We start from the raw sequence: 22,083 nt of genomic DNA, 5'->3' as shown, positions 1-22,083 counted from the left end.
TTGCCTATACGCAGGCCTTGCTCGGCATGCTACTGACGAATTGCCTTTGCTTAAGTTGTTGAAATATCTGTATGAAGTATCTGTGGTTCGACTTTACCTCCTCGATTCCCGATCCGTAGATAGGATCAATACGACCAACAATTCGAGGAGAGCGGTCATCGAGATGTACTCGAAAAATATGATTTACTTCGTCCTTTTCCTAGCATCCCTGGGCTGTCAGGCTGAGAACCAAGATGAACCAGGATTTACGAGCCTGAATACGGAGTCGACGGTAACCGTACCTGGCCCCTTGAATCAGGATGCGGTATCTCAGGAAGAGGCGGCGGTAGAAATTATTCAGGAAGAGGTTTACGAAGTCATTCCTGGCTCTGAGCAAGTTGCTTACCTTGCGTTTTCAAGTTGTTTAGACGTACAAGAAAAGATTGCTGAGGCGCCATCTGGAGTTTATCGGCTTTTCTATCAAGACGAACTTGGCGAACAACAGTTTCTCGATGCTTACTGTGATATGACCGAGGAAGGTGGTGGCTGGACCATGATATTGAACTATGTTCACCAGGGAGCCACGAATCCACCGCTGACCACCAGGACTGATAGCATGCCTATGCTAAATTCAAGTCAGCTTGGTGACGACGAGCAGAATTCAGCTTTTTGGGGACATATTGCACCCTCGCTACTATCGATGTTCAATTTCACAGAGCTTCGCTTTTTTTGTCGAACTAACGATCACAATCGAGTTCTTCACTTTAAAACCGATTTAGCAACATGCTTAGACTATGGTCGTAAAGGCGCCGGTAGCTGTAATGGTGTCGAAGGGAGCTTTATAGCCCTGACCGGTCATACAACGAACTTACCGGGCCTCAATACGGGTGGTGATGGGGAGCGCTTAGACCGGGCACTCACTGAAACCACCTTCCGTGGCAACAATAACTTATCTCATTGGTCCATTGGTTCCAGCCTGGATAGTAACGATTGGGAATGCGATAACGATCCAGATAATGAAATGTTTCATACCATCCACCGCATGTGGTTCCGCTAGGCCTGAGTTGGAGGTTCGTTGCTCAGATTTAGTGAGCCAAAAACACATATCTTAATGACGAAATTTTTACTTGGGAAAAAAGGTCTCTGTTTGGTACCTTGCAGGCAATACCTATTACAACGGAGACTTCAATCGATGAAAACCGTGAAGCGGTGGTTGCTGTTACGAATATCATTTTTTCTTTGCTGGCTGTTTCACAAGAGCTATCGCTATGAACTTGTCCAAAGCTATAATTTCGATCGAGCGAAGGCCTTAACCTCGAAGCAGAACTACGCGATTGCCTCCTGGCACAACAACTGCTTCGCTGGGATTCTTTCTCACGCTAAGCATAAGATCTGTCTTCTTGTGAGCCGCTCCTTCGATGGAGAATTCGTCGCTTTCCTGGCTCGAATGATAGGCATGACAAGCGTTCGAGGTTCATCCTCTCGGGGAGGAAAAGAAGCTTTGAAGGGTCTTATTGATGAAGTTAATAAGGGCTGGTCTGCGGCCATCACAGTTGATGGACCCCGTGGCCCTGTGAAAGTCGTCAAGTCAGGAATTATCACCCTTGCATCCCGAACGGGAACCCCGATTCAGCCTCTTTGCACCGTGGGTGAAAAACAATGGGTCTTGCACAAGAGCTGGGATCAGTTCCGTATTCCAAAACCATTTAGTAGGGTGGCAGTAGTCTATGGCGAGCCTTTGATGGTACCTCGGGATCTTAACGATCAAGAGTTCGAATCTGTAAGAAGGCAGGTTCATGAGTCTTTGGAAGATCTCGAAAGAGTGGCTGATGATTATTTTGCTGCGAGCCAAAAGCAGCCAGTCCCCGCTAAGCAACAGAGTGCTTAGGTCGTGGGAGCCGCTCAGGTAGCCGTTTCCGTCTGCGTGAGTAAGCTGTCTAAGGATTAGCCAACCTGATCAATCTTGGGAAATAGCTCTTTCTTTTTCGCTTTTAATTCCTTCCACTTAGCCTTTACTTGCGAATAGGCCTCTTTGGAGTCGATTTTCCCACCGGCTTCGAGGGCACAAATAATGCCAATTTCGTGGGCGAACTCCTGGAGATACTCATTGAGTAAGGAATGTGGACTTTCTAAGGACATATCTGCCTCCCTCAAAAAAAACTGATTCGTGTAGAATAGGATAGCATCACTGAAGTGATGATAGAACTGTAAACAGTGTTCAGTCCTTGGGCACCTGTCGCTTCTCTATATACCTTGAATCGTTTGGCTGCCAAGTAATATTTGCTGGTCGTTAAATTGCAAGAATCATGATGCGCAGACCGAGTATCAAGCAAAAACTCTAGGGGACGGAGACAAAATGAAATACACCTTACGGGTAGGGCTGGCGTTGGGAACGCTTGCCGTTGGTATGTTTCTTTATTTAAAACTGGATCGAGAGCTTCCATCTACAGGACAAAATAATAAAATTAGTGAGATAGCAGCAGAGGAAACCATTTCTTCTGAAAATCCAGTGTCGCCTACGAGTTTTGCTGAGTCTGGCTTCAATCGCTTCGTGACTGAAAGCTCTGAAGAGCCTCGCATTCAGCCGGTACGGATAGAACAAGCGAACGGATCTCGGAAAGTAGAAGTACGAAAGCCTACGTCCCCAAAGCCGCGTTTTGCGTCTCTTAAAGATAAGCATCTAGCCTATCTTCGCGATAGCGAAGTATTGGAAAGCAAAGAAGGTTTTGATCGAGACGGCAACCCAACGCGAGCAACCCTGGTGCGAGCGAATCATAAATCATTTCAAAACTTCATCATCCGCGATACGCTTTCCGCGGATAAGACTGAAGTCAAGCAGTCCTACGTCTACATTGCAAATCATCTTTTGGTTCAATTCAAGGACACCATTGCAGATGATGACATTCGTGAATTTGAAGTGAAGCACGGCATAAAGAAGTCGAAGAATTTGCTTCAAGAGAACACCTATCTTTTTGAATACCAGGATTTGGGCTTAGCGAAGCAGGACCGGTTGGAAGAAGAAACAGCCATAGACCCTCTCGTCGCATACAGTACGGGAAACTCCCTAAGCTACTCGACGCGAGTCCCCAATGATACCCTTTACAACACTTTATGGGGCCTTGCGAATAATGGTCAGGACCCTATCGGTGATACCCCTTTTACACCGGATATGGACATTCAAGCTGATGCTGCCTGGGAAAATCTAACGGATTGTTCGAATACAATCGTGGCAGTGCTTGACACGGGAATTGATCCCAATCACCCCGATCTCAAAGATAATGTTCTGCCAGGTCTGAGTCGGGACTACTCGTCGGCAAATATTGATGACTTCATCGATCGTCAGGCGCACGGAACCCACGTAGCCGGTACGATCGGAGCGTTGGGTGACAACCAGTTAGGTATCACCGGAGTTTGTTGGAAGGCTCAAATCATCGCCGTAAAAGTCCTTGGTGACGAAGGCTTTGGAACGTCTGAGATGATTATTAACGGCTTAACGTATGTATCCCAAACTAATGCTAAGCTTATGAATTTGTCGTTGGGGGGAGGTCCTCCTAGTCAGCTCGAAGTTAACGCAATTGCGACTAACACCAGCGCAGGTAAGTTGCTGGTGATCGCTGCAGGAAATGAGAACAATGACAATGATCTTCAACCGGCTTATCCAGCATCGTATGAAGATCCGGGAATCATTTCAGTGGCAGCTCTCCATGGAGGAGGCGACCTAGCTGTATTTTCTAACTTTGGTCAGACCTCCGTCGATATCGCTGCACCAGGTCAAGACATTGTCTCTACGATTCCAACATCGTTAGCGCCAAGCCCGAACGAGGCGTATGCACCCCTAAGCGGGACATCGATGGCCTCGCCCCATGTGGCTGGTGCAGTCGCCTTGTTTTGGTCTTATGCCCCAGATTTAACAGCTCAAGAAGTGAAGGCTGAGTTGCTAGCCAGTTCCGTGACAGGAAACTTCTCAAAGGCTGTGAATAATTCAAGATCGATGGATCTCAATGCCTTCATGGATGCAGTTAAGGCTAAGGCTACGATTCAAGAGGTTGGCGATGTGATTCGACCGACACGGGGTAGCACTTTCAGTTTGAGTCTACAAACCGAAGAGAAATATGCGCCAATTCAAAAAATCGAAATTTTCCATGACGAAGAGCTTATCGGAGAGTCTTCCGGTGGCGCGACATCCATCGATATCGATGTGCCATTAGGCTTTGCTGAGGCAGAGGTATTCGCACGAGTTACGGATACTCAGGGGCGACAGTTTGAATCGCAGTTAATTGCCTTAGACATAGATCTAAACAAAGATCTTACGTTTGGCGATGTCAATGCCTTATCGCTTGCTGGAAGCGCGAGTTGTAAGTTGGTGAGAGTTGATGGCGATGGACAAGAGGAGGTCTTATACCAAGCTAGTGTTAGCGATAAACGAAGTTGTCAGAAACTTTGTGATATTGTAGGGCCACTGGTGTTCTCAACAAAGTCAGAAATTCAGTGCAGCCAGGGTAGTACCGTCATCTATCAGGGAAAGAATTAGGAGACGAAACATGAAGTCAATTAAGCTATTCACATATTTCTTGGCAAGTTCAGTTCTTTTCGGCTGCGGATCAACTGCATTTCAAAATGCTCCCCAGATTAAAAGACGCTCTGTGACAGCGGGTGCAGAAGGGGCTCAAGTAAGTTTCGATGGAGTGGTTGCAAAGGCTGATGCCTTCAGCGGTCCTGATGCTGGAGATAAGTTTGCTGCACTTCTGGTGGAAACTCAGTTTCGACTTATGACTATCAATAATACCGGCGCTTCCATCGCTGGTAGCGAAGAAACAGGCCATTGCATGGCTCTATCTGCTGAAACAGCGTTTGATGAAGAGTCCTTAAGCAGCTCTCTGGTTCTTAGCAAGAAGGGCAAGGTTGTCTATTCTAAGAGCGATACCATGAAGGCGAGTGAGTGCCAGGCCTTCTTTCAAGAAGAGATCGCTGGAAAAATTCGCAAAGAATTCTTCGATATCCATATTAGCTTCTTCTCACTAACCTTCTGATCAATAGTGGAAAAGTTTCGGGCATGGTGTGGCAGAGCAATAAATCACTTGAGCTACACCTTTATTCGTGTGAAAATGCCATCCGAGTCGCTCTGAGAGAAGGTAAATGACCGGTCTAATACGAAAAATTATCGCAACTTTAGTGATGGTACTTGCAGTAAGTAGCATCTCGCTTTCGCTTATGGAAGATGCGCAGACTTTATCCTCTCCAGATCAACTAGCGGAGGGGATCCTAGACCCTCACCCTTGTCACAGTGGGTCTCATGATGGCGATCATCATATTTGCCACTTGGGGCACTGTGCTATCGCTCCCATCCAGTGGCCGGTTGTAGCCAGCCAGCTTCCTCAAGAGACACAAAGTCAATCTTTCTATAACAATGTCCAAGTACCTAACCCTCACATACAGCAGCTCCTTAGGCCCCCCATTGCCTAAATCTAACATTCAGTGAAATTGAAGAACGTCGAACTGCCGATGTCAGACCGTTGTTTGCCTATGGCGTCTAGTTTATCTGGCAGTTTTAAGCTAGTGTTTTTCGATTTCCAGTTAACAGGCTAAAATACATTCAAAATATTTTGGAGGATCTATGAGTTCGTTTTGCAACTCGTGGTTTGCCTTGGTTTGGTGGTGCGTGGCAAGCAGCGTTCTTGCTTCTACCCCAAATCCTGCAAATAACTGCAAGTACTTGCAGTCGTGGTTCGATGTTCTTCCCTGTGCAGTAAGCCGGGATATTGATGTGATTAAAAGTCAAGCAGACCAATCAGTGGCGATGCTTGGTGCGGAGGCCTATGAACAGGGGCTAAACCCTGAATTTGAATCGGAGTTGATCACCCGAGATGCAGAGGGGGAACAGCGTCAGTCCCTAAGCTTGTCTTATCGGCACACCTTTGAGCTTGGCTCAAAAGCAAAGATGCGATCCGAGCTGGGTCGAGCCGAGGAACAAGTCGCCGCATCGAACCTGGAATTGACACAGCAGAGGGCTTTTGCCGCCTATGCTATGAAGCTATTTAGAATGAAGGCAAAACAGGAAGAGCTTGAATATCTCGATGAGATGCGAAGTTCCTATCAGAGAATTGTCAACGCTTACCGGTCGCGACGAGCCTTATCCGCTGAAACTCGTGTATCAGCTCAGATCTTTAGCCTGGCGGAGGCATCTAGCTTGATCCGCACGAATCGCAAGAAGGGAGAGCTGCGAAAGCTAGCTAGCTCCTTTGCGAGCAAGGGACTTAGATTGCCAAAAGGGTCTGTAGGGCTTGGCTGGCCTCAGTGGCCCCAAATTAAACCGCAGCTTGGTGAAAGCCCATGGATAAAGCTTTATCGTGCTGAATCCAATCTTGCAGAAAGTAAGCTAAATGTAGAAGAAAGTCTCGCGACTCCAAATCTAAAGATTGGGCCCATAGCAGAATTTGATGATATCGGTCAGGGCAAAGTAGGCTTGGGTCTCAGTATGTCGTTGGATTTGCCAGTCTATCATCAAAATCAGGGTTCCATCAATCGAGCGCGACAACAAGTTAAGGGGAAAAAGCTTGTGGAAGCTGCTTTTCAGAGTGAGCATCGGGAGCGCTTCTCCCTTCTTTTGGATCATTACAAATCGTTGCAAGCTGAACTACAAGCTCTCCCCAGTCAGTCTTGGCTTGAGAAAAATCATGAGCAATTAGATCGCGAGATCGCCAAAGGTCTTATCGATGCCAACCTAATTGTTGAAGGACACGAGCAATTATTAAGTGTGGTTGAGGAAAGGAATCAGTTGCGCTTGAGGGTTTTAGAAACGCTCTTTGACATCCGACTCATCCAAGGTTCATCGGTTCAGGAGGGTATCTTATGAAGTATTTATTCTTAGTTCTACTTTTGTCTTTTGAGCCAGCCTTTGGAGGGGATGATGACCATAATCACGATCAAGCTGATAGAGGCAACAAACATTCTCACGATGACCATCAGAGCACAGATGACCATGACCATGATCATAAGAACGAAAGCGACAAGCATAAGCACAAGGATGGCAAGCATTCTGATGAGCATGATCATAAGCTCGAGGATGTGAAGCATTCTGATGACCATGGCCACGGCGACCATGGACATAAAGACGATGAACACGACCACCATGGCAGCTCCTTTGGTCAGGGGAAGGCGATTGAGGACGTTGATGATGAAGGACGAAAATTTAAGCTTTCATCCCAGGCGATCGCAAGATTAGGGATTCAGGAGGCAGCACCAAAGAAAGTTAGCAAACAGCAATTCGAGATCCCCGTTGCTGCCTTACTCCACTCGAAGGAGGATTACGGAGTCTTTTTGAGGAGTGAAACATGGTTCACGTTGATATCTGTTGAGCTTATCAAAACGAGTGGAGGTACGGTGCTTATCAAAGCCTCAAACATTACTCCACAGGATAGGGTTGTTGTAGCTGGAGTCCCCTTACTAAGAGTGGCGCAACTAGAAGCCATGGGTAAAGGAGGGCAGGGTCATGTTCACTAAGGAGATCAAGCTATGATCAATCGTATCATTCGTTTTTCAGTAGAGCATAGTGGCCTAACATTGGCTTTTACTTGTCTATTGGTGCTTGGCGGCTGGATATCATTTCGGCAGCTTCCGATCGATGCCGTGCCGGATGTGACAAATGTTCAAGTTCAGGTAAATACAGCCGTGAAGGGTTTGGTTCCCGAGGAGATTGAGCGGTTTATTACCTATCCGGTGGAAAGCGCTATGGGAGGCCTGCCCGCTGTTGAGGAAGTGCGGTCTATTTCTCGGTTCGGTCTGTCTCAGGTGACGATTGTTTTTGAGGAAGGTACTGATATCTATTGGGCACGGCAGCTCGTGTCTGAAAAGTTGCAGTCCGTCCGTGAAAATTTGCCACCAGGTTTAGATCCCGAGTTGGGGCCAATTTCTACTGGGCTCGGAGAAATCTTTTTCTACTCCCTCGATGTCAAAGAGCCAGCAGAAGGTGATGCTCGTGTTAGGCAGCTCATGGAACTGCGTACGATTCAAGAGTGGACTATTAAGCCACGGCTTTTAAAGCTTTCAGGGGTGGCGGAGGTCAATACCATCGGTGGCTTTGAAAAACAGTACCACGTTCACCCGAAGTTAGAGGAAATGGCCAAATACGGTATCCACATTGAGAGTATCGTAGAAGCTTTGGAGGTAAACAATCGCAATGCTGGAGGAGGTTACATCCAGCAGACAGCCGAACAATTCTTGGTGCAAGGCAAGGGCCTCATCAGTTCGATTGAAGATATAGAAAATATCCCGGTCAAGAGGTTGCCCTTGTTTAAAACGATCACCATTGGTGATATTGCTGAAGTGAGCTTAGGCAAGGAGCTTCGCACCGGTGCGGCGACAGTGGATGGCCGGGAAACCATCATGGGCACCATCCTGATGCTTGCTGGTGAAAACAGCCGTGCCACAGCGAATGAGGTAGAAAGCAGCTTAAGCCAGATCCAAAAGTCTCTCCCCGATCATGTGGAACTAAAAACACTCTACAATCGCTCCGATCTTGTGGATCAAACACTTTTTACCGTGCGTGAGAATCTGACCTATGGGGCCTTATTGGTGGTTGTCGTTCTGATGATTCTTGTAGGAAACATCAGAGTTGCAGCCATCACTGCAATCACGATTCCCCTGGCGATGCTGGGAACCTTTGTTTTTATGAAAGTCTTCAAAGTATCAGGGAATCTGATGAGTCTAGGAGCGTTGGACTTTGGGATTATCATCGATGGTGCAGTTATTGTTATTGATAACTGCGTTCGTGTGATCCAACAGCGTTGCCAAGCTCTGGGGCGCCCCCTACTTCGAGGAGAGATCAAGCAAGCGGTGACAGATGGCACCATCGAGATTCGTCGAGCCGCTGGTTTCGGTCAGTTGATTATTGTCATCGTTTTCCTACCGATCTTTGCTTTAGAAGGTGTTGAAGGTAAGATGTTCGTACCCATGGCCTTAACCTTCTGTTTTGCACTTACAACAGGTTTCATCCTTTCATTCTCAGTTGTCCCTGCACTAGCAGGCCTGATTCTTCCAGGCAATCTATCTGCAAAGCCGCCATGGGTCATGGCAAAACTCCAACAGGGCTATGAGATCCTTCTCAAGGGAGTCTTACGGGTTCGATTGCTAATCGTTGCCACTTTGTTGGGTGCTGTTGGTCTTGGTGGATATCTTCTCAGCACCAGTGGTTCAGAGTTTTTACCTCAGTTAGATGAAGGTTCTATTGCCATCCAGTTTGTGAGGCCAACGGATATAAGTGTCGAGCAAGCGGTTGCTATGCAAAAGATCTCGGAGAAGGCTTTGTTAGAGTTTCCTGAGGTGGCTCGGGTGATCGCTCGTATGGGGACGGCAGAGATAGCCACTGATCCTATGGGGATCAATCTTTCAGATACCTACGTTTTGCTCAAAAGCGGGGACCTTTGGCCGGCGATTAACGGCAAACCACGGACCAAGGTGGAATTGATTCAAGCCATCAAAGAAACATTTGAGCAAGAAATTCCAGGTCAGCGTTTGATTTTCTCACAGCCTATTCAGTTGAGGTTTAATGAACTTCTAGAAGGTGTGCGTGCCGATGTTGCATTGAAGGTCTATGGTCCTGATACTGCGGAACTTGATCGCTTGGCTCAACAGGCCTCATCGATTTTGAGGACGATTCCGGGAGCAGGAGATGTCGAAGAGGAGATTAAAGGTACCTCGCCGCTCCTTCGTATTGAGCCCAAAACAAGTGCATTGATGCATTTTGGAATTCCTAAGGAAGAGGTAATATCGACTGTAGAAACCGCTGTGGGTGGAACTCAAGCTGGCTTTTTCTACGATGGAGTTGTTCGTTTCCCGATCTATGTTCGGCTGAAGGAGCAGGATCGTAATAGCTTGGCCAGCCTGGAACAGCTGCCTGTCGGTGCTGCTGAGAATCTCACGACCCCCTTAAAAGATCTAGCCACCATGGAGTTTGTTGAGACCTACAGTGATATTCGACGGGAGGCTAGCCAAAAGAGAACAGCCGTGTTGATCAATATCAGGGGGCGGGATACCCAGAGTTTTGTCCTTGAAGCGCAGGAACTCATTAGCGAGCAGCTTATGTTGCCACCAGGCTATTATGTGGAATGGGGGGGGAGCTTTAAAAATCTGAGCCAGGCGCGAGAACGCTTGATGTACCTTGTGCCCCTAGCCTTGTTTTTAGTACTAGCGATGGTCTACACAGCCTTTAAAAACAGTCTACAGACCATCTTGATCTTTACCTCCCTGCCGATGGCACTTCTTGGTGGGGTGATCGGCTTGAAGCTCAATGGCCTAGATTTTAGCATTTCGGCGGCTATTGGCTTTATTGCCCTTTCGGGGATCGCTGTGCTCAATGGGGTGGTGCTGATGAGCTATCTCAACCAATTGAGAGCTGCGGGGATGAGTGGCAAAGAGTTAATTCTAGAAGGCTCTAGGATGCGTCTTCGTCCAATTCTGATGACCGCTCTGACCGATGCCCTAGGCTTCCTCCCCATGATGCTGTCGACAGGTATGGGAGCGGAAGTGCAAAGGCCCCTAGCTGCGGTTGTGGTAGGCGGCATCCTAACGGCTTCCTTCCTTACCTTAATTTGCCTTCCTGTGCTCTACAGCCTTGTAGAACCATGGTTAGACTCTGCTGTAGAAAGCCCGTGATCGAGGGCCCTTTTGGGCCCGCTTATTGCATTTCCTATGGTAGAACCCACTACTAACTCTATTCAAGGCCTTTATAACTGTAAACTATCCCATATTTTCAAGTAATTATAAGCATTTGTGTTGATTTGTGATGCCACGATTGACTCAAGCCTGCCGTTTCGGTCTCGATGACCAATGAACTTTCAATATTATTAGATGTTTAAGTTGCTTCTTGATAGGAAGTTTGGCCGATGTGTTAAGAGTCTACCTTTCTCTGTCTCGCTTAAGATACTGGATTCATAGGGCTCTATTGCCAGAAAATTTGGCCTGGCACTTGCTTTTATCTTAGTACATGGAAAAGGAAACCTTGGATTGACCACAGCTGACAGGACGTCTGGTCTCATTGACCTCTGGTCAAACCCTCTCTCAAATTAGGATGATTTGAGGAAAATGAATCTCTCACCTGGTGGTTTTGGCCACTAGCTTTTTGGGTTCCAGACCCATGTGATGTTTTGCTCCTCACTCTTGCGGGTCCACCTCATCGAGGTGGCCTGTTTTTTTTTGAGCGGAAACCAATTTATCTTCTGGTGAGAAGAAAGCCAGCAATCAGTAGCACCACTCCAAGTATTCTTTGGCTATTGATCGGCCTTATGTCAAGACCGAGAACCCCGAAGTGGTCCAAGAGAAGAGCTGCTATAAGCTGGCCAACGATGATGCCGCCGATAAACGAAGTGGCACCGATCTTAGGAATCAAAAGGATAGCGCTGCTTACCATTAGCGCACCTAGTAAGCCACCGATGAACAGATACCATGGAATAGATCGCCATTGGCTTAGGCTAGGAGGGCTTTCTCCAGTTAATAATGAAAGTGCGAGAAGCACTGTCGTGCCCACAGAAAAGGAAATTACCGCCGCTTGTAAAGGGTGAGGTAGATAACTCGAAAGTTTCGCGTTGATCACCCCCTGCAGCGCTAAGAGCCCACCGATAATAAGAACGATAATGTTAATAGCTAAGGTCATATCCAATCTCAATTCTATGACATATGAGCTGCATACTTACCCTGATTTCAGGAACTCCAGCAAGCCTTTCTTTTTAATAGGCGGACAAGCCTTCAAAACGACCTTCTCTTCGAATCCTTTGCTGCGAAGAATTTCACGTCGTGCCTCCAAGTCTGTTTCAGTGGATTCTTTTAGGAGGTCCATGGCTTCATTGAGTTTTCTTTCAAGCTTGGCGTCGCGCAACTTTTCGAAAATGGTCTCTACGTTTCTCACAAGTGATACTGACTTCGATGCAGCGGTTGTCATGCGATCGATATCATCGGCACTGAGCCGGCCTTCTTTTTCTTTCTTTTGGGCAATACTGGCGAATTGAGTTGCCTTCTTTTTAGCAACAATCAGTGCCTTCTGACCTTCATCCAAAGCACCCATTTGGAGCTGTATGCGGGCGATAATGAGGTTGATCTGAATTTCCATAGGAGTGGTGCTGACCACCTGGGATTTATTAAGTCCGATGTGATAATACTTTACGGCTTGCATCAACATGTCTCGCTCGGTCAAAGCCACCTTTGGCCATACCTTTCGAATCTTGCCCAAGAGGTTTCTGGTGGGAATTTTATAGCGATCCGCCTTCATCTTCGAAGACTTGATATCACGTATGAGCCAGGCAAGGCGCAGATAGTATGCGCCTATTTGAAGACACTCGCGATCGCGGACTTCCTCAACGGCCTCTAATTCGTAAATGGCTAGCAAGTTGCGGCGTATAGTGCGCATAAAGTCGGATTTTTCACTTTCCGACGATGGATCCAGTACGGCTAGTACTGCGGGAAAATTAGGGTCCCGATCGAGAGACTTAGCGAGGTGCTTACGGAATCGCATGGGGCTCATATTGCCTTCTTTAAAAGGGCTTTGATAGAAGACATAGTCGGCACAAAAATTACAATGCTTGCAGTGCCAGAAGTAGTAGAGTTTAGGATCAACCTTGGGCGAAACTTTTGGGTTCCAATCAACCCGACGAGGTCTAAGGTCGATATCTCGATTTTTTTCTGTGTACAATGTTGCTTTAATTTTATGGTGTTGCTGTTCATGCTCACAGATCGGGCAAGCAATCGTAACCGGTTGAAATGGTGTTAATCGAGTTACGCGGGACAAAGCAAACCTCAATCTCTATGTCGAAGCAATTTTTACTTTTGCGACATTAAAACTAGGGTCGGTATCGGTGTTTTATTGGAAATCCTTAGACTCTGTGAGCCCTTAGAGGCTTCTAAAAAATCGACTAGAATTTAAGCTTCTTAAAAAGATCTCATCGGCTCGGTGCGATGGTAAAATGGTTGGTGGGAAAGAGAATTTACTTCGATGTCCTCCATGAGTACTACCCATATTTGCGTTCATTTTTGGAGAATATTGTGGACGATTCAATAAGTCAAAATGAGAATGTTATGCCAGATCGCTTTCTCGTGCGCTCGCGAAGCCTTCTTTATGACTACATTACCAAAGGGCCGGGCGGCGATGATGATGAGGGGCAAGGCCGCTTTCAGAGTGATTTACAGCCATATCGACGTGAAACGAATGCCTTCCTATCTTTGGTTAAGGGGACTAAGAACCCCAAGCGCCCTGCTGACTTGTAAGAATTATCGGGCGCTTGAATTGCTTAGCGCCTGAAATGCCTATCTAAACTTCTAGAAAATCTAAAAATATCAAGAAGCTCCCAGGGGTAGGTACGCCTTGACGCAAGCTCGGTAGTCGTGATTGGAGAGGCTCGAGGGATTTGCCAAGTGCGTCCAAAAGTTTCTGGTTTTCTGGCGCCAGCAAAAATTTTGCTGGTCCTCCCTTGACAAGTGCCTAGGGAGACTCATCTTTGCATTCGGATGTGGTGCCTTGCGACCACGAAACTACGAAGACTCGGCTAAACCTTATTGAGGACAAAAATGGCAAAAGAAACCAAACAATTTCAGGCAGAAGTCAAAGAAATCTTAGACCTCATGGTCCACTCCTTGTACTCTCACCGGGAGATTTTTCTCAGGGAATTGGTCTCTAACGCCTCGGATGCTTTGGATAAGCTAAGGTTTGAAGAAGCCGCTAACTCAGAACTTAAGACATCCGGTGCTGAGAAGCATATCCGTTTGACTCCAAATAAAGACGAAAAAACACTCACGATCTCTGATACTGGCGTGGGTATGAGCTATGACGAAGTTTTAGAAAACCTAGGAACCATTGCTCGGTCGGGAACCAAAGAGTTCTTGAAAAAAGCCAAAGACCTTCAAGACTCCCCTGAGCTGATTGGGCAGTTTGGTGTCGGTTTCTATTCCTCGTTCATGGTTGCTGATAAGGTGACTGTAGTGACTCAGAAGGCCGGTCTTGATGAAGCTGTCATCTGGGAATCTACCGGAGATGGATCGTTTTCGATCGATAAGACGACCCGTCCGGAAGGTAATGGAACAACCATTACTCTGCACCTGAAAGACTTTGGTGATGACGAATCGGCTCAGGACTTCACCGATCAATGGACCCTAAAGAGCACGATTAAGAAGTATTCCGACTTTATTGACTTCCCCATCAAAATGGAAGTGGTTCGTGAGGAACCAGAGCTTGATAAAGACGACAAGCCTATCGAAGGCAAGACCAAAACTACCATTGAAGACGAAACTCTGAACAGTCGCAAGGCTGTATGGCTCAAAGATCCGAGCCAAGTTAGTGAAGAAGAGTACAACGAGTTTTATAAGCATGTGACTCATGATTGGTCAGAGCCTACGGAACGCATCTACTATAAAGCTGAGGGTGCGCAAGAGTTCACGGCACTGATGTTCATCCCGTCGCAGCAACCTTTTGATTACAACTATCGGGATACAAAGTGGGGGCTTTCGCTCTACGTAAACCGTGTGTTCATCATGGACAACTGCGAAGAGCTGCTACCACCATACTTCCGCTTTGTGAAGGGTGTGATCGAGGCCAATGACCTGTCTCTAAACGTATCACGTGAAATCCTCCAGAAAGATCGGCAGATCCAAGCTATCAAGAAGGCAGTCGTTTCCAAGTTGATTCGTAGCCTAAAGCAAATGATGAGCAAAGATCGTGAAAAGTACGAAGGAATTTGGAAAAACTTTGGTGCTACTCTTAAAGAAGGTCTTGCCAACGATGTTGGTAACAAAGATAAACTACAAGATCTTGCCCTCTTCCATAGCAATGAGACGGGTGCTCTAACGACTTTGAAAGAGTACGTCGAGCGGATGAAAGAGAAGCAAAAAGAAATTTACTACATCACTGGCGAGTCAATCAAGCAGGTAGAATGCAGCCCTTATCTTGAAATGTTAAAAGAAAAAGGCTTTGAAGTGCTTTACTGCGTAGATCCAGTTGATGAGTGGGTGATGCAATCAATTGCGAAGTACGACGAGAAAGACTTGCGTAGTATCACCAAAGAAGGTCTTGAACTCGATGATGAAGACGAGAAGAAGGCAAAAGAGAAAGAAATCAAAACCAAGGAAAAAGAATACAAAGGTTTGATTGATACCATCCAAGGAGCGGTTGCCGAAAATGTGAAGGAAGTGAAGATTTCACCGCGATTGGTGGATTCTCCTTGCTGCCTCGTTTCAGGCGCCTACGATCCGTCAGCACGTATGGAGCGAATGATGGAAGCTATGGGTCAATCGATGCCAAAGTCCAAGCGAATCATGGAGATCAACCCTGACCACCCTGTTTTCGCGAAGATGAAGGGCCTAACAGAAGACAAGCAAAAGGTCTGGGCAGAGATTCTTTACAATCAGGCACTTCTAACGGAAGGTTCTCCGATTGAAGATCCTCTTAAGTTCTCAAAGCAGATTGCAAGCTTGATGACGGAAACCAACGCTTAATCTGACTCCTAATCAGCATCGGTTGCAGCCTGCAACCGATGCTCAAACCTCAATATCTCTAATCTTCGATGCCGGCTCTATTTTTTGAATAGGTTTTCAGCTAGCTCAAGCTGCTTAGATTTACTTTTGTCATGCCCTTTGGTGTGCATGTCGAAGAGCCCCAGTTTAGCAGCATCCTTTTCCACAGGCTTTTGGGCGAGGCATTGCACGATGTGCTTACCATCGATCAATCCTTCTTGATAAAACAGGATTTTCATTCCGGATAGGTTCTTGAGAATCTCGTTACTAGAAAAGTAGAAGTTCCGATAGTCTTCATCTCGGCCGATGGCTTCGTTCATTTGCTGCTGTGAATATGAGTGGACCAATAAGGTTCCGCCCTGCTTTAGGGCACTGATGATATTGCTATAGTAGCGGGTAACTCCTGGGCGGAAGTAAGTCATAATTATCGAGTCATACTCCATCAAGCCCATCAGATAGAGGTCAAGGTCAGCCTGCTGAGCATCCAGTTCCAAGGACATCTCCTTTGCTAAGGACTTGGCGCGCTCGACCGCAGTTTTCGAAATATCGAAGCCCTTCACTTCGAAGCCCTTCTGAGCCAGGTAGCAAGCGTTGGAGCCCTCGCCCATAGCGACATCTAATACCTTCCCCTTTTGCAACCGGGGAAGCATATCCACGAGAAAAGAGTTTGGGGCTTTGCCGTCTACAAACTTTTTTTCAGCGTAGTAACGTTCCCAGTAAGACTTCGCATCAGTCATGGCTCGATTCCTCTGCTAGCTGTTATAAACAACCCATAAGTATAACAAAAATCTAGCATTTTCAACGGAATCTGCAAATTGTCCTGGTCAATGAATCTGGTGCCATCGAGCAGGTTCTGGCGTTGGGGTTGGGTTTGCATCAGCATGCTCTTTCGAGGGGAGTTCCAATACAAATCGAGTGTTGGGCCACTGCTCATCGAGGTAGAGGCGCCCCTGGTGATCTTCGGCGATGGCACGGGAGATGCTGAGACCTAGCCCAGTGCCCTTGCCGAGAGGCTTTGTGGTAAAGAACGGTTCAAGCAACTTGGGCCGGAGATGCTCGGGAATACCAAGGCCGCTATCGGTCACGGTTAAGATCACTTTGTCTTCGTGGGCCTTGAGGCAGACTTCTACCCAAGGGGATGTGTGTTTTATCACTTCGTCATAGGCGTTGTTGAGTAAGTTGATCACCACTTGACCGATCTCCACGGGCTTACAAGGGGCGAGCAGAGCCTCATCAGCAATAGTCATGCGAATATCAATCCCTCGGCTTGAAAACTTTTCTCGGCAGATCGCGAGCGCATCTTTGACGATGGGATTGACGGCTTGGACCTTGAGCTTCTCTTTTTGAGTATCCCTGGATAGGCGTAACAAGCCCTGTATGATGGTTGTGATGCGCTCAATAGTAGACTCGACCCTTTCGCCGATGTACTCCATCTGTGGCTCTGGGAGCGACTTGGTCTTAAGTCCCCGACGTAGCATGGAAACATAGCCACTGATAATGGTCAGCGGGTTGTTGATTTCATGAGCGATACTGCCTGCCATCTCGCCAAGGGATGAAAGACGGGCAGCATTCTGCATATTGATCTGCTGCCGCTCGTTCTCCTTGATCCTGCGCTTCACTTCTTCTTCCAAGCTTGAGTTTAGGCGACGAAGCTCTTGCTCAGCCTTCTCTCGATAGGAAAAGTGTTGGTTGATCTCCTGGTGCATCTGATTGATCGCTTGCACCACTTGGTCCAGCTCGTCTCCATAGGCCGATTTCTTGTCGAGAACTAGGCGGCTCGATTTGGACGGGCGCAAGAAGTGGTTTTTCTTTAGATAGCTTGAGATTTTTAGTAGGTGTCGCGTCACCACTTGGTGGAACAAAATCAGCATAAATGCTGAAAGTATTAGAGTTTTCACAAATGAGCTAGCAAATACAAAAAGAGCCTGGTTAATCAAACGGTCTACCACCCCATCAAGGCTAGCAACCGCGACCAAAGTTCCAAGGTCGTAGCGAGTCTTGTCTCTTTTGTAGATCACCGGAAATCGGATCGATTTTTGATTTTCTCCTGGCATGGTACCGGAGGAATATTGAATGACTCCTTGGGTTTCGATGTAGGCGTACGGAATGTCTCCAAGGTTGATGATCCCGTTCAGGTTCAAATCTACATGGTCGTCGTTGAGGTCCCAAAGGCTTTGGGTGATACCAGGTAGGTAGAGTGTCTCTATTTGGCTTAGTTTACCTTCAATTCTCCGAACCCCTTGCTGGTAGTCGAGCCAAAGGCTAAATAAGGTAATAAAAAAGGTCAGGACCGAGCTGCCAAGCAGTACACCAGCGAGGAGTCGATAGGAGAGTGATATATTCCGTTGTCTGATGAAAGGCACCATGCTCATCCGATGTTAGAAAATATGGAAGCTTTTTACTATTACATTCGGCCAAGGCTTACAATTGCAGACAAGGACTAGGCAATAAATTAACTATATCAACGGTCTTTTTAGAGATAGCTTAAGATAGATTAGATTGTCCGGGGAAGAATAATGGAGCGGGAAAAGGGATTCGAACCCTCGACCTACGCGATGGCAACGCGTCGCTCTAGCCAACTGAGCTACTCCCGCTTTTGGGTATAAACTAGAATGGAGCGGGAAAAGGGATTCGAACCCTCGACCTACGCGATGGCAACGCGTCGCTCTAGCCAACTGAGCTACTCCCGCTTGGGTGTGTCTTGATGGAGCGGGAAAAGGGACTCGAACCCTCGACCTACGCGATGGCAACGCGTCGCTCTAGCCAACTGAGCTACTCCCGCTCAAGACAACTGATTCGCATGTGAATCAGGTGACGACAATAGATACGGGCTCTTACTAATCTTGTCAAGGAAAGTTGTGAAAAAAGTCTTCGAAAAATTAAATAATTTGCGAGGCTCCCCAAAGGGGCGACGACAAAAGATCTTGGCTGCGCATTTGGCACCTCTTGCACCAACTGAGTTTCGACTCGTCCAGGACTCCCGTCAGACTCAGGAGCTGTTTCGCAGAATGAAAGAATCCATTGCAGCTGCCAATGAGCAAACCAGATTTCAAAGGGGGGCATCTGCTAAAATGAGGTATGAATGGGGAACCCTGCCTGAAGGGCGTGAGTTCTTTTACCTTCAGCCCTGGAATGAAGAAGGCCTCCTGTTTGAGCAAGCCCACAGGGGATGGATTATTTCCAAAGCTCACAAAGTACCGCAGGATCGACAATTCATGCGAGAAAGCCGCACCTGGGACGTGGTCACACTTTTCGAACCTAAAGACTCCGGCATGCTTCGCATCAGTTCCAGCCGGTTCGGAGACGAGTTGATGAGCTTTCCCCTATATCAAGAGGCCTTACTTGAATCTCTGCCGTTTCAACATGAAGTTTAAGGTAAGCATTTGCTACGTGATCGGGATTCTCTTTTTCCCAATAAACCTCTATGGCGGTGTGCTAGCAGGTGTTGGCATGCATTGGCGAAACCTTTCCTTTCAGCCCCTTGAAGAAGAGGATACTCCGAACTTCTTCGGTTATGGGCTTAGACTTGAACTAGGCTATTCGGTGTGGAACCATATAGACTTAAAGCTCCTGGGCTGCGCAACGCCCATGAACAAAGGCGCAGCTAAGCTTTTCGACGGTGATGTCATCGTTGTTAACTATGGGGCTGGACTGGGATTTCGCTTTGTCGATTCGGTCTATATTGGCGCTGAGTATGGTGCTCTCAGCTACGATACGCCCTCTCATCATACTCATAATCAGACTGTGGGAACATGGAAAGGGAACGGCATGACTCTACAGTTGGCGGGTTACTGGCAAACCGACCGAGAAACCTACTTTCAGGTGGGGGTTGCTGCGTCCTCAGTCAGAGTTGAGTCTGCATCGGACGAGGCGGGCTTGGAAAGAAAGGTCGACACGTTCATGCTTAATGTGACATATCTTTTTATAGGGGCCGAGCGATCCGGTTTACCATTGTCTGTTTTTTAGGAGCTCTTTATGGACTTTAATATCGTAGAAAAGCTGTTGGCAATCACGCTTTTGGGCAGCGAGTGGGTGCTTTGGATGCTGATGATCCTGAGTGTCGTCTCAGTGGCGGTGATTATCGAGCGAGCCGTATTCTTTAGCCGAACCAAATTAGACTTTTCACGATTTAGCCATGAAATCACAAAAAAGATCATCGACCAGGACATTGAGGGAGCTAAGCAGCTTTGTCAGGAAAGTCCGGCAATTGAGTCGCAAATTGTCCTGCGAGGCTTGGATTACGCCTCGAAATCACCGGAAGCTATGGATCAGAGCATGAGCAGCTATATTGTGGGAGAGCGACAGAAGCTGGACCACGGCCTGGTAATTCTTGGAACCCTTGGCAACAATGCTCCCTTTATTGGGCTTTTCGGAACTGTTATCGGAATCATCCAGGCCTTCAACGACCTGGCGAATAACCCAGCTGGGGGACCTTCAGTTGTGATGGCTGGTATTTCAGAAGCTCTCGTTGCGACAGCAGTAGGCCTCTTGGTCGCGATTCCAGCAGTTATTGCCTATAACGGCTACCAAAGGCTGGTGAAGCGGCGAATATCCAATGCTGAAGCGATGAAGCGCATTGTCGTCGCCCAATTTTCAAAATAAAGGAGACAGCTATGGCAGGTGGAGCTGATATTGATGAAGAAGATGGAATTACTGACATCAACGTCACGCCCTTTGTCGACGTGATGTTGGTTCTCCTGATTATCTTCATGGTAACCGCCAATTACATCAACACTCCGGGGATCGATTTGAATCTTCCTGAGGCAGAAACTGGAGCAGGCTTGGAGCAAAGTCAGCTGACGTTTACCATCGATCGCAACTCTGTGATTTATGTGGACGGTAAGGCTGTTAACGAGGCGGGCTTGGCGTCGATTGTGAAATCTAAGAAAGCAGAAGACCCCAAGATTCAAGCGACCATTGCAGCCGATCAATCCACCCCTCACGGAGCTGTGATTAAACTGATCGACCTTGTTCGGAAGAATGGGATTACCGATTTTGCAATCAACGTCGAAGCTGGGCAGTGATCGTTTTGACTAAGTATCCGTCCAAGACCTCTTCGTGTATAAGAGGGCGCGGGCAAGGTTTTGGTAAAGCCTTGCCTTTATCTTTGTTGCGCCCTTTCGGGCGGTTGTCTTAAAGCTTGCAGGGTAGGTGGTTTGATATCTCCTTGTAGGGCCCCAAAAGAGAGTGTTTGGAATGGAACGTACAAGAATTACAAGAGACTGGTGTCAGCAATGGCTATCGGAAAAAATCTTTAAACTTCGACCAGAAGACTACCGCCGCGATCACCCCATATGGCCAGGTATGGTGGGAATCGAAATCGAAATGATGCCCATGGATGTCGCCTCATTCGGTGGCAGCCCCAAAATGATTCCACTACTAGGTGAAGGGGGATTGCAGCAACATTTGACTGCCATGCTTCCAAGCCACCGCCTTTGGAATCCAGAGCACAATGAAGATGGTACTCTGAAGCGGATTTCTTTAGAGACTGACGATCAGCTAACATTTGAGCCGGGAGGACAGCTCGAATATTCCTCCAAGCCTTATCCCTGCCTTGATGATGCATGCAAGCGGGTTGCGGCGGTTCAGAAGGATCTTGAGTCGTATTTTGCAGACCAGCAGGTACGGTTTCTGCAAATGGGCAGTCACCCGTGGCAAAATGCGGAAGTCATCGGTCTTCAGATGGCCAAGCCCCGGTACCGAGCGATGAATGAGTATTTCACCAGAATCGGGCCCTTTGGCAAGCGGATGATGAGAGAAACCTGCACGGTCCAGGTCAATCTAGACTTTGGTGGCAGTGAGCAGAAAATGGCTAAGCGCTTTTTAGCTGCAAACCTTATCGCTCCCATGATGACGGGGATGTTCGCTCATTCCCCCATATCTGAGGGCAAGCCCAACGGTTTAAAGTCGTTTCGTGGCAACATCTGGCAGCATCTCGATAGCGGGCGAACCGGATTTCCTAGCTTGGCAATGATTGAAAAGAATCTCAATCAAAGCAGTTGTGTAGAAGCATACCTCGATCAGGTAATGGCCGCCAATGTGGTATTCGTAGAGGCTGCAGGCTTCAAGGTCCCCGATCAAGACACCTCGTTCGAGGCCTGGATGAATCAGGGCATCGATGGCATATACCCTACAGCTGAAGACTTCGAGACCCACCTTTCCTTACACTTTCCTGAGGTCCGTGCCCGTGGCTTTATGGAGCTTCGCTCCATCGATAGTCAGGCGAAGGCCTGGCAGTTGGTGCCAGCCTGTGTCCTAACAGGGATTCTGTACGACAATGAAAGCTTGGACAAAACTCTCGACTTGATGACCAGTCAAGAAAAAAATATCGAAGAACTCTGGAAAATGTCTAAAAAGGGCCTCGATAATGTAGTTTTACGTGATCTTGCTGCGAAAATTATGTATTTAGCGCAAGAGGGCTTTAGACGCTTGCCGTCATGCTACCAAGGCACAGGTAAGGGGAAAATCTTAGATGCCTTCGCCCAGCGCTTCACCCTGCAAGGCCGTTGCCCAGCAGATGATGTGCTGGATCAGGTGGAAAAGAGTGAGCTAAGTGCTGAAGTTTTATTTGCATTGCACGATAAGTGGTTAGAGTCAGTTTTATAATATGGCATG

Annotated in this window: 20 protein-coding genes and 3 tRNA genes; 15 read left to right on the top strand and 8 right to left on the bottom strand. The window is 47.4% G+C overall.

The window, feature by feature from the left end; genetic code table 11:
- The first annotated feature begins 178 nt into the window (after nt 1–178).
- Together B9N89_RS16140 and B9N89_RS16135 are read left to right on the top strand one after the other, a co-directional pair.
- Nucleotides 179–1,036: a fibrinogen-like YCDxxxxGGGW domain-containing protein gene (locus B9N89_RS16140; RefSeq protein WP_207912295.1), complete on the top strand. Its 858-nt coding sequence runs from the start codon at nt 179–181 to the stop codon at nt 1,034–1,036.
- 135 nt (nt 1,037–1,171) lie between these two features.
- Nucleotides 1,172–1,867 carry a lysophospholipid acyltransferase family protein gene (locus B9N89_RS16135; RefSeq protein ID WP_159455417.1) on the top strand — a complete coding sequence of 232 codons (696 nt, stop codon included), beginning with the start codon at nt 1,172–1,174 and terminating at the stop codon, nt 1,865–1,867.
- Nucleotides 1,868–1,923: 56 nt separating this feature from the next.
- Here B9N89_RS16135 and B9N89_RS16130 read toward each other — a convergent pair whose 3' ends face one another.
- Complete coding sequence (locus tag B9N89_RS16130; RefSeq protein ID WP_132320354.1) at nt 1,924–2,118, bottom strand: DUF7219 family protein; 195 nt, start codon at nt 2,116–2,118, stop codon at nt 1,924–1,926.
- 217 nt (nt 2,119–2,335) lie between these two features.
- Here B9N89_RS16130 and B9N89_RS16125 point away from each other — a divergent pair, with 217 nt between their 5' ends.
- The 6 genes from B9N89_RS16125 (at nt 2,336) to B9N89_RS16100 (ending at nt 10,629) form a co-directional block, all read left to right on the top strand.
- Nucleotides 2,336–4,510 (top strand): S8 family peptidase, encoded by a 2,175-nt coding sequence (locus tag B9N89_RS16125; protein WP_132320352.1) that lies wholly within the window; start codon nt 2,336–2,338, stop codon nt 4,508–4,510.
- A 10-nt stretch (nt 4,511–4,520) separates the two neighbouring features.
- Nucleotides 4,521–5,009 carry a hypothetical protein gene (locus B9N89_RS16120; protein ID WP_132320350.1) on the top strand — a complete coding sequence of 163 codons (489 nt, stop codon included), beginning with the start codon at nt 4,521–4,523 and terminating at the stop codon, nt 5,007–5,009.
- 106 nt (nt 5,010–5,115) lie between these two features.
- Nucleotides 5,116–5,442, top strand: a complete 327-nt coding sequence (locus tag B9N89_RS16115) for a hypothetical protein (RefSeq protein ID WP_132320348.1) — start codon at nt 5,116–5,118, stop codon at nt 5,440–5,442.
- Between the two features lie 151 nt (nt 5,443–5,593).
- The gene (locus B9N89_RS16110; RefSeq protein ID WP_132320346.1) at nt 5,594–6,832 is read left to right on the top strand and encodes a TolC family protein; all 1,239 of its coding nucleotides are present in this window, start codon (nt 5,594–5,596) and stop codon (nt 6,830–6,832) included.
- The gene (locus B9N89_RS16105; RefSeq protein WP_132320344.1) at nt 6,829–7,479 is read left to right on the top strand and encodes an efflux RND transporter periplasmic adaptor subunit; all 651 of its coding nucleotides are present in this window, start codon (nt 6,829–6,831) and stop codon (nt 7,477–7,479) included. The genes B9N89_RS16110 and B9N89_RS16105 overlap by 4 nt, the downstream gene beginning before the upstream one ends.
- 12 nt (nt 7,480–7,491) lie before the next feature.
- Nucleotides 7,492–10,629 carry an efflux RND transporter permease subunit gene (locus B9N89_RS16100; protein ID WP_132320342.1) on the top strand — a complete coding sequence of 1,046 codons (3,138 nt, stop codon included), beginning with the start codon at nt 7,492–7,494 and terminating at the stop codon, nt 10,627–10,629.
- 556 nt (nt 10,630–11,185) lie between these two features.
- On the opposite strand, the gene B9N89_RS16095 is transcribed toward B9N89_RS16100, so the two are convergent.
- Nucleotides 11,186–11,626 (bottom strand): DMT family transporter, encoded by a 441-nt coding sequence (locus B9N89_RS16095; RefSeq protein ID WP_132320340.1) that lies wholly within the window; start codon nt 11,624–11,626, stop codon nt 11,186–11,188.
- 36 nt (nt 11,627–11,662) lie between these two features.
- Entirely contained in the window at nt 11,663–12,754 is a 1,092-nt protein-coding gene (locus B9N89_RS16090) for a DUF2225 domain-containing protein (protein ID WP_159455416.1), read from the bottom strand.
- A gap of 182 nt (nt 12,755–12,936) precedes the next feature.
- Between B9N89_RS16090 and B9N89_RS16085 the strand changes: the two genes are divergently transcribed.
- Both B9N89_RS16085 and htpG read left to right on the top strand, forming a co-directional pair.
- Nucleotides 12,937–13,230 carry a hypothetical protein gene (locus B9N89_RS16085; RefSeq protein ID WP_207912293.1) on the top strand — a complete coding sequence of 98 codons (294 nt, stop codon included), beginning with the start codon at nt 12,937–12,939 and terminating at the stop codon, nt 13,228–13,230.
- Between the two features lie 300 nt (nt 13,231–13,530).
- Nucleotides 13,531–15,450 carry a molecular chaperone HtpG gene (gene htpG / locus B9N89_RS16080; RefSeq protein WP_132320334.1) on the top strand — a complete coding sequence of 640 codons (1,920 nt, stop codon included), beginning with the start codon at nt 13,531–13,533 and terminating at the stop codon, nt 15,448–15,450.
- A 77-nt stretch (nt 15,451–15,527) separates the two neighbouring features.
- On the opposite strand, the gene B9N89_RS16075 is transcribed toward htpG, so the two are convergent.
- The 5 genes from B9N89_RS16075 to B9N89_RS16055 all read right to left on the bottom strand — a co-directional run bounded on the left by B9N89_RS16075 (nt 15,528) and on the right by B9N89_RS16055 (nt 18,250).
- A complete protein-coding gene (locus B9N89_RS16075) occupies nt 15,528–16,205 on the bottom strand; it encodes a class I SAM-dependent methyltransferase (RefSeq protein WP_132320332.1) in 678 nt (225 codons plus the stop codon).
- Nucleotides 16,206–16,292: 87 nt separating this feature from the next.
- The gene (locus tag B9N89_RS16070; protein ID WP_132320330.1) at nt 16,293–17,840 is read right to left on the bottom strand and encodes a sensor histidine kinase; all 1,548 of its coding nucleotides are present in this window, start codon (nt 17,838–17,840) and stop codon (nt 16,293–16,295) included.
- 145 nt (nt 17,841–17,985) lie between these two features.
- Nucleotides 17,986–18,062, bottom strand: a tRNA-Gly gene (locus B9N89_RS16065).
- A gap of 19 nt (nt 18,063–18,081) precedes the next feature.
- A tRNA-Gly gene (locus B9N89_RS16060) sits at nt 18,082–18,158 on the bottom strand.
- A 15-nt stretch (nt 18,159–18,173) separates the two neighbouring features.
- Nucleotides 18,174–18,250: transfer RNA gene (locus B9N89_RS16055), tRNA-Gly, on the bottom strand.
- 76 nt (nt 18,251–18,326) lie between these two features.
- Between B9N89_RS16055 and B9N89_RS16050 the strand changes: the two genes are divergently transcribed.
- From B9N89_RS16050 to B9N89_RS16030, 5 genes are all read left to right on the top strand, one after another.
- Nucleotides 18,327–18,842 (top strand): hypothetical protein, encoded by a 516-nt coding sequence (locus B9N89_RS16050; RefSeq protein WP_132320328.1) that lies wholly within the window; start codon nt 18,327–18,329, stop codon nt 18,840–18,842.
- Nucleotides 18,832–19,434, top strand: a complete 603-nt coding sequence (locus tag B9N89_RS16045; protein WP_132320326.1) for a hypothetical protein — start codon at nt 18,832–18,834, stop codon at nt 19,432–19,434. The genes B9N89_RS16050 and B9N89_RS16045 overlap by 11 nt, the downstream gene beginning before the upstream one ends.
- 9 nt (nt 19,435–19,443) lie before the next feature.
- On the top strand, nt 19,444–20,070 hold the full coding sequence (locus B9N89_RS16040) for a MotA/TolQ/ExbB proton channel family protein (protein ID WP_132320324.1): 627 nt from the start codon (nt 19,444–19,446) through the stop codon (nt 20,068–20,070).
- 11 nt (nt 20,071–20,081) lie between these two features.
- On the top strand, nt 20,082–20,492 hold the full coding sequence (locus tag B9N89_RS16035) for an ExbD/TolR family protein (protein WP_132320322.1): 411 nt from the start codon (nt 20,082–20,084) through the stop codon (nt 20,490–20,492).
- Nucleotides 20,493–20,664: 172 nt separating this feature from the next.
- Nucleotides 20,665–22,074 carry a glutamate-cysteine ligase family protein gene (locus tag B9N89_RS16030; protein ID WP_132320320.1) on the top strand — a complete coding sequence of 470 codons (1,410 nt, stop codon included), beginning with the start codon at nt 20,665–20,667 and terminating at the stop codon, nt 22,072–22,074.
- Nucleotides 22,075–22,083: the final 9 nt, after the last annotated feature.

Source organism: Pseudobacteriovorax antillogorgiicola (genome assembly GCF_900177345.1).
In the GTDB taxonomy this organism is placed as follows: domain Bacteria; phylum Bdellovibrionota_B; class Oligoflexia; order Oligoflexales; family Oligoflexaceae; genus Pseudobacteriovorax; species Pseudobacteriovorax antillogorgiicola.
This window is presented reverse-complemented; position numbering and strand designations above follow the sequence as displayed.